The sequence below is a fragment of the Paenibacillus sp. S150 genome, from assembly GCF_019352175.1.
Classification (GTDB): Bacteria; Bacillota; Bacilli; order Paenibacillales; family Paenibacillaceae; genus Paenibacillus_AQ.
This window is the reverse complement of sequence record NZ_JACBYI010000078.1, coordinates 1-8,403: the sequence shown is the minus strand read 5'-3', so window position 1 is coordinate 8,403 and position 8,403 is coordinate 1. Positions and strand designations below refer to the sequence as shown.

The 8,403-nt window shown below is 51.1% G+C and carries 5 protein-coding genes; 3 read left to right on the top strand and 2 right to left on the bottom strand.

Going from position 1 to position 8,403, the window contains the following annotated elements; all coding sequences use genetic code 11:
- Positions 1 to 1,441: 1,441 nt before the first annotated feature.
- Positions 1,442 to 1,849: a LytR/AlgR family response regulator transcription factor gene (locus HYD27_RS31410; protein ID WP_219221710.1), complete on the bottom strand. Its 408-nt coding sequence runs from the start codon at positions 1,847 to 1,849 to the stop codon at positions 1,442 to 1,444.
- A 15-nt stretch (positions 1,850 to 1,864) separates the two neighbouring features.
- On the bottom strand, positions 1,865 to 2,494 hold the full coding sequence (locus HYD27_RS31405) for an MFS transporter (RefSeq protein ID WP_219221709.1): 630 nt from the start codon (positions 2,492 to 2,494) through the stop codon (positions 1,865 to 1,867).
- Positions 2,495 to 2,628: 134 nt separating this feature from the next.
- Between HYD27_RS31405 and HYD27_RS31400 the strand changes: the two genes are divergently transcribed.
- From HYD27_RS31400 to HYD27_RS31390, 3 genes are all read left to right on the top strand, one after another.
- Positions 2,629 to 3,510, top strand: coding sequence for a helix-turn-helix domain-containing protein (locus HYD27_RS31400; protein WP_219221708.1), 882 nt, complete (start codon positions 2,629 to 2,631; stop codon positions 3,508 to 3,510).
- Positions 3,511 to 3,568: 58 nt separating this feature from the next.
- On the top strand, positions 3,569 to 6,859 hold the full coding sequence (locus HYD27_RS31395; protein WP_228745455.1) for a DEAD/DEAH box helicase: 3,291 nt from the start codon (positions 3,569 to 3,571) through the stop codon (positions 6,857 to 6,859).
- Between the two features lie 340 nt (positions 6,860 to 7,199).
- Positions 7,200 to 7,874, top strand: a complete 675-nt coding sequence (locus tag HYD27_RS31390; RefSeq protein ID WP_219221706.1) for a hypothetical protein — start codon at positions 7,200 to 7,202, stop codon at positions 7,872 to 7,874.
- Positions 7,875 to 8,403 lie beyond the last annotated feature (529 nt).

Here is an 8,403-nt window from a genome sequence, read left to right as displayed (position 1 = left end):
TTTTGTTGTATACTGGTCATTGAGTAGGGCTCCTTTTCTTGGTGACTTTGCAATCCCAAGGATACCCTACTTTTTTGTCGTTTACTAGACTCCCCGATCCTTACACATACTATTTTACGCCATCCCAGTAGAAGGAGTAGTGGTAAAAAGGCAACTTAATTTCAGCGTATTTCCCTGAAAAGGAGAGAAACGGATGAATTAGGTATCCTTTTTCCCACTAACGCTGGCGAAAAGGGGGAAAGGGGGAAAATTAAGTTCACTTTTTCCACTCGGGCTTACCCGCCGGGTCCCAGCAGGAAGGTTTGGAGAAACCGGGGGAAGCATAGCCGTCACCCAAGAAGGCTGCCCTATCCAGTGAAGGCTGGCATAGCCGCTTTTTTAATAAGATAAGAATTTATCCTGAATTTCGAAAGTGAATTGAACCCATCCAGATCGGACAAGGGATAAACCCTCTTTTTCCTTCACCCATTGGGTGCAAGCTGCTTTTAGCAAGAAATCTCTTCGTGTAGAGCTTTTTAGATGATTTGTGGATACTTACTTTCGAAATTCAGGTTTATATGTTCGGGGTCCCCGCAAAGTACCTGAGTAAATCATCGAAGCCAAGGCCCCACTTTGTGGGGTTATTTTGCGCAGGATATACGTAGGCTTTTGGAGTGGACGCTCCGCGAACGGAGCGTTGTCTGGGTCGCTGTGCTCTCCAGATTTATTTCCTTCCCCTTAGCGGTGAAAATCCGGAGACCCAGGCGGCCGCTGCCGCTGTTCCGCGGGTCCGTCTGTCCGCTCCGCTGTTTAAGCGGGAGGCGGTGCTGTAATCTTTGAAAAACACAATAAAGAAAATTAATTTATCCTGAATTGAACCGGCGGACCTGAACAAGCGGATGGAATGCAAGGAAGAGATTCATAGGGGACTGAAGCGAAGTGTAAAAAGTAACACTAATGGGCTGGAATTTTGGATTTAACGGGCTTTAGTGGGATTTTGTACACTTAATGGATGCTCTCTCCCCTCATACGGCTGATTTCATCAGAATTAGTTGTACTTTTTCCCACTAGGGATGATCGAGAATCCGAATGCGCTACCTTAGTTGTACTTTTTACCACTAAAATGGCTGCCCTTTGGATGAATGGTTTAAGTTCATCTTAATTTAGGCGTATTCCTCTGCAGGGGAGAGAACCGGATCGATGGGTATCCTTTTTCCCACTAACACTTGCGGAAAAGGGGATGAGGGCAAATTTAAGCACCTTTTTTCCACTTGGGCCTCCTGCCGGGTCTCAGCGGCCGGTGGGAAGGAAGACACGCTTTCGAAATTCAGGTTTATATGTTTTGCGCACTAAATTACCCCGCTATTTCCCGAAAGATAAGAATTTATTCTGAATTTCGAAAGTAACCTTATGCCTTCACCGGCCCCGGCCGGGAATGAAGGCTTGTTTTCTTATACTCCACTTATCCCGCCGGAATGGCTCCCGGCTGATGCTCGCCGTACATACAATCTTGCCCAATGGCGCGGACCGCTCTTAGCAGAGCATATTCCAGCGCTTCCTTGGCAAAAGGCTTGAGCAGAGCATCCATGCCGCCCTTGCCGAAGGCATTCAGGACAAATTCATGGCTGCTGGTGACAATGATTCTGCCATGCGGCTGCTGTCTGTTCACTTGATCCAGCGCGTCCGCTTCGCTGAGAAGCAGTTTGGCATCTGTAACGATGATATCCGGTTCATGCCGCTCGATCAGCCGGATTGCCCCCGAATCGCAGCCGGCTTCCAGAACCGCTTCATATTCGTAGGGCAGCTGCTCCAGCAGCAGCTTCAATTCATTGCGTACATGGGGCTTGTCGTCAACAAGTATGATTTTCATCGCAGATTCCTCCTGTTATGTAATGCCGGGTGAGCGGGTTGCCTTCCCGGAGGACATATGCCGGGGCAGGGCTAGCAAACCCGGGGAGACAATCAGCAGCAGGCATGTCCAATAGGCATTGCGATACCCGAACCACTGTGCCGCCGCCCCGCCGGCCAGACTTCCAAACAGCCTTCCGAGGGTCGTCGAGCTGGTGTACAGCGTTGAAGCGTAGCCGGGCAAATCCGGAAGCAAATCCTGAATGCAGCTGATGCCAATCGCGGATATAACGGCTACGAAGAAGGCGAGCAGGAATGCACTGGCGAACAATTGGGGCATGGCCGGAGCACCAACAGCTGTGAATGCAGTGATAAAGAGGTAGCCCGCAAAAGCAATTGTATTAAAAAGCATGGCGGTGACAATCAGCTTTTTGCGGTTCAGCCCGCTGTCGGAGCGTTTGGCGATCCGCATGCTGAGCCATACGCCGCTTATTATAGTCACTGCTGTAAACACACCATAAATGCCGGCGGTCACGCCCAGCCTTGTTGTGAAATAGACGGCCAAAAAAAGGGAGCTGATAGATATGGCCATTCCTTGCAGCAGCATGCAGGTTAAAAAGAAGGGATAGCCTGGAATCAGGAATAGATTGAGGGTCCTGTTCAACATATCAGCGGGAGTGCTCCTTCAGAGTCAGCTTGCAGCTGTATCTTTCATTTGGTTATAGTATAGTTAATTGTTGAAGACTAATGAATGTTTTATCTGCTTGAAAACCTCTACTATTTGACTGGAGCGGTGAACCCATGGATTTGAGGCTGCATGCCTGTGCGTACTCCTTTCATACACTTCCGTTCAAAACCTCCTTTACGCCGCCGCCCTTTTTTCTGTTCCGCCTGCAGGTGGTGGGCAGCTGCCGGGCACTGGTTAACGGGAAAATGAGCCGGATTGAGCCTGGAGATCTGCTGATCTACCGCCCCGGGGAGCTGTATCATCTGGAGGTGGGGGAAATGGACGGAAGGATTGAAAGCGGTGATTATTACCTGCTCTGCGAAGGCTCGTGGATTGAAGACTGGTGGGGAGCCCGGTTCCGTCCAATCCAGCAGCGGATACATCTGGATGCCGGGATGCTGTCCTTGTGGCAGCAGCTCAGCATCGAGCAGCACCGGATCGTGCAGGGAAATTCCGAGCTGATCCGGCATCTGCTCTGCGCTCTGTGCCTGTCGCTGGACCGCCTGGCGGTGGATTCCGACTCCGAGCAGGATGCGCCGGGGCGGTCCAATGAGTTGGTGATGCTGATGCGGCGGTACATCAACGAGCATGCGCTGCTTCCGCTGCGGGTGGAGGAGGTTGCCCGGGCTGCCGGGCTTAGCGTATCCAGGGCAGTGCATCTTTTCAAAAAGCTGACGGGCTTCACCATTATCCGCTACACCCAGGAAATCCGCCTGTCCAACGCTCTGGAGCGGATTCGCTACACCGACTTAAGCCTGGAAAATATCGCCGGAAGCTGCGGCTTTGGAACCTATTCCTATTTTCACAAGGTGTTCAAGGCCAGATACGGCCTTTCGCCCAAAGAGGCCCGCGCCCGTCCGCCGGAGCCGATCTTGGAAGACAGCCACGCCATCATGGGCGGGGAACGGAATTTGTCCGGAATATCGGAGGATGCCCGGAAGTTTTTGACGATATAAGGTAAATTGGTGATAATAGATTAACAACGAACGATAGCGGGTGATGGCAATTATTACATTGAGAGACATTAAAGAAATCTGTGGGGATACTTTTTACAAGCGGGGCAAGACATATTACGAATCCGGCCGTGTCGGCAATTTGTTATACGATGAAACGGAAAACTGCTACACCGCCAGCGTAAAGGGAAGCAAGTCTTATGACTTACGGATTGATATTGATGAGGAAGTAGGACTGATTGATTCGATATGCACTTGCCCGGCCTTCGAGGACTACGGCTCCTGCAAGCATGAGGCGGCTGTGCTTATTGCTATCTCCAAGCTGGAACAGAAGAACATAAGTAAGAATAAGTCTCAAACTATTGAACATCCGGACGCATGGGATATTGATGCAATACTTCATTCTATCCAGACGAAACAACCGGCTCGCAGCAAACAAGGATCTGCGGAGATTTATCGGCCGGCTGAGGAGCTTATTGCTTCCTTTTCAGAGCCGGTCAGCACTCACGATAATATTTATTTATTCGGCAACGATGAGCAGCTGCAGTTTGAGTTTATTTTAAAATTTCAAAGTTCTTACAGCTACAGCGGGTTCTCGATTGAATTGCGCACGGGTGTCAAGCGGTTGTATGTCGTACCTAAAATCAACCGTTTCCTTGAGCATGTGGAGCGGAGGCTGCCTCATTATTTTACGAGTAAATTCACCTTCGATCCAGCACAGCAGCAGATGAATGCTTCAGATGAGACTTTTCTGAATGTGTTGATTCAAATAAAGAATTCAGAAAGATCCTATCAAACATCCGGCTACGGATACTATGATTATTCGGGAACTGCGGAAGGCAGAGCTATTACTGTTCCACCTCTGGCCTGGGAGAAGCTTAAACCGCTATTTTCGGAAGTGAATATCACACTGGAAGGCGACGGAGAGCCTGGAACTCAGCTGGAACTGGTGGAGGGCGCTCCTCCTTTCAGCTTCACTATCGGGAAGGGCGGGCCCAAGGAGTATGTGTTGGCAACCTCGGGGCTTGCGCAATGCAAGATGCTCCCGGAGTACTTCTGTATTATTACCGGGGGGAAGATCTACAGCCTCAATGCTCCGGAGTTTAACCGGATCCTGCAATTGAAGCAGCAGCTCTCTGCTTCCGGACAGCTGCCCATCTCATCGCTTCAGATTGAACCTTTTATTCAGCGGGTAGTCCCTGCTCTAAGGGGAATGGGGAATGTCAAAGTGGACAAGGCCGTTCAGGAACGGATCATTCAGCCTGAGCTGCAGTGCCAAATCTATCTGGACTATACGGAAGGCCGGCTGCTGGCCAGGCTGGAGCTTCACTATGGCGACATTGTGATCAATCCGTTAGGCAGTCAACAGCAAGTTGAAGAGAAGCGTAAGGTTATTCTGATCAGAAATAGGCAAAAGGAAGAATATATTACTGCTATGCTGGACAATTCCTCCATGCGCAGGGAAGGTGAACATTGGGGTGCCGCAAGTGAATTGGAGATGTATGAAGCCCTTCATGAGCTGATCCCTTCTCTGGAAAAGCAAGCGGACATTTACATGACTTCGCCGGCGCAAAATCTGATCCTGGAGCGCAAAGCTTCTCCAAAAGTCCGGGCTGACCTGAATGATGGGCTGGACTGGCTCCATATTTCTTTTGAAATGGAAGGATTGGATGAGCATGAAGCTGCTCGCGTAATGCAGGCCATTATTGAAAAGAAGAAGTACATCCGCCTTCGCAGCGGAGCCTTCCTGTCTCTTCAGGAGGGGGGATTCAATGATTTTCGTACGATTGCCGACCGGCTGAATTTGGGGAAACAGGATCTCAAAACACCGCTCATCAAGCTTCCCTCCATACATTCCCTTCAGCTCCCGGAGCGCGGGAAATCCTCCGGAACGGTGAAATGGGGCAAGTCGCTCCGGCTTTTTCTGGAGCAGCTAAGGGAGCCGGAGACTAACGATTTTGAGGCTCCGGAGCAGCTGAAGAACGTTCTGCGCGATTACCAGGTGAAAGGCTTCCAATGGATGAAGACCTTGGCCCGTTTCCGGTTTGGCGGGATACTGGCGGATGATATGGGGCTAGGGAAAACCATTCAGAGCATTGCCTATATTTGCTCCGAGCTTGAAGAGAGCCGGGAGGACTCGAAGATATTGATCATCTGTCCCGCCTCACTCACCTATAATTGGGCTAGCGAGTTTGCAAGCTTTGCGCCTCAGGTCAAGGTCCTGGTAGCCGCCGGGCAGAAGGCGGAGCGGAGCGAATTGCTGGAAGGAATTGAACACGAGGATGCAGATGTCATTATTACATCCTACCCGCTTTTAAGAAAAGATATTGACCAATATTCGGGTATAAACTTTCACACGCTAATCCTGGATGAAGCCCAGGCGGTCAAAAATAGCGCTTCCCAAACCGCTCAGGTGGTAAAATCCATTACGGCTGCACGTAAATTTGCTCTGACAGGAACGCCTATCGAAAATTCAATTGATGAGCTGGAGTCTATTATTGGCACGGTGTCTCCGCTCCTGTTCTCCGGCCGTCAATCCTTCAAGAAGCTGCCAGCGGATCGTATTTCGAGTATTGTTGCTCCATTTATTATGAGAAGGCTGAAAAAAGACGTGCTGGAGGAATTGCCGGATCGCATAGAGACGCTTCAGCGGACGGAGCTGCTGCTGGAGCAGAAAAAGCTTTATCTCGCCTACTTGTCCAAGCTCCGCGAAGATACCGAGCAGGATTTGCAGGGCGAAGGCTTTCAAAAAAGCCGGATGAAAATACTGGCAGGCATTACCCGCTTGCGGCAGATATGCTGTCATCCTTCTCTTTTTATAGAGGATTACACCGGCGGCTCCGGGAAGCTGGACCAATTGCTGGAGCTGGTAGAGGATTGCCGTGCTTCCGGCAAAAGAATGCTCCTGTTCTCCCAATTCTCCAGCATGCTGCAGCTGATAAGGAAAAGCCTGGAAGCTGCCGGACTCACACCGTTTTATTTGGATGGTTCAACACCTTCCGCGGAGCGCGTTGAGCTTTGCCGCCGCTTTAATGAAGGAGAAGGAGAAATATTCCTGATCTCTCTCAAGGCAGGAGGGACCGGACTTAATCTGACGGGGGCAGATACAGTTATTCTGTATGATTTGTGGTGGAATCCTGCCGTAGAAGAGCAAGCTGTAGGACGTGCCCACCGGATGGGACAGCGTAATGTGGTGCAGGTGATCCGTCTGGTGACAGAAGGGACCATCGAAGAGAAGATGCTGGAACTTCAGCAGCGCAAAAAGAATCTGATCGAAGAGGTTATTGAATCCGGGGGGAACAAGACCACTTCATTATCTGAGGAAGATATCCGTGAATTACTCCAAATGTAGAGGGAAAAGCACAAACAGCAAGCCACGGACCACAGTAAGCGACGAACCACAAACAGCAAGCCGCGAGCCACAGTAAGCGACGAACCATAAACAGTAAGCCACGGACCACAAACAGCAAGCCGCACATGGCTTCTGTGCATTGAAGGCATGGCAACGCGGCGGGTCAATTGCTGTTGCCGGATCAAGGTCAGATGGATCAGAGTGTGCTCACACGGCATGTTCATTGACATCAGCCGCAAGTATTCACTATACTGATTTTAAATCAGGACGAAGCACGTCCCGTACTCATGTATCCATGGGTGCGGGATTTTTTTGTGTCCACAGGAAGGGGAAGCGCGTTATGGGATTTCAGGAAATGCACAGCGTTTGGCTCAAGGATCACATGGAACGGAGAAAAGGGGAACGGCGGAATCGGCTGGACCGGGGGCATGGTCACGGAGAGCGCATGTTTCTGGAACAGGTATGGTGGCCGATGATGGGTTCCCTGCAGGACTTGCATCCTGAATATGAGGTCACGGATTGGCGTGGCAGACCTTATTTCGTTGATCTCGTCTGGAAGCCGGGAAAGGTGAAATTTGCGTTTGAAATAAAGGGGTACGGCCCGCATGTACAGAATATGGACCGGACACGGTACCGGCAGGAGCTTAACCGGGAAACCTTTTTGCAAATCGCCGGTTACCGGGTGGTCTCGATTCCCTATGATGATCTGGAGGCAAGCCCGCAGCTTACTATTTCGCTGATTAAATCCCTTGTGGCTCCGTTCATTGGCGGGGATAACGCCGGGAAGCAATTTAGCCGTTTGGAGCGTGAGGTCATCCGGCTTGCAGTCTCGCGGGATGGGATGATCCGCCCGGTTGAGCTGGTCCAAGAGCTTGGAATCAACCTGCGGACAGTCCGGAATACCCTGCAGGCTCTTTGCGGAAAAGGAAGACTCAGATCTGTGCCTACGGACAAGGGCCGGAGAGCTTGCCGTTATGAGGTTATTCATTCATTCTCGGACGATCAGCTCTGGTGAATGAATGCCGGGCAGCGAAAAGTGAAGGAATAACGGCAGAAATGCCGTTGTTGGAGCAGCCTAGGCAGCGAGGGCCGGAAATAACGGCAGAAATGCCGTTATTGGAGCGTCCCGGGCGGCGAGGACGGGGAATAACGGCAAAAATGCCGTTGTTGGAGCAGCCTAGGCAGCGAGGGAGGGGAACAACGGCAAAAATGCCGTTGTTGGAGCGTCCTAGGCGGCGAGGGCGGGGAACAACGGCAGAAATGCCGTTGTTGGAGCGTCCCGGGCGGCGAGGGCCGGAAATAACGGCAGAAATGCCGTTGTTGGAGCGTCCCGGGCGGCGAGGACGGGGAATAACGGCAAAAATGCCGTTATTGGAGCAGCCTAGGCGGCGAGGGCGGGAAATAACGGTAAAAATGCCGTAACTACTTAGGTCCTGGTTGTCACGAGAACGAAAACTGATCTTGGATCGCAAGAAGCAAGGAAGGAAGAAGGGGGCGAGATTGTTTGCGAAGGGAAGAAATCACACTGCGAATTCGGGCAAATT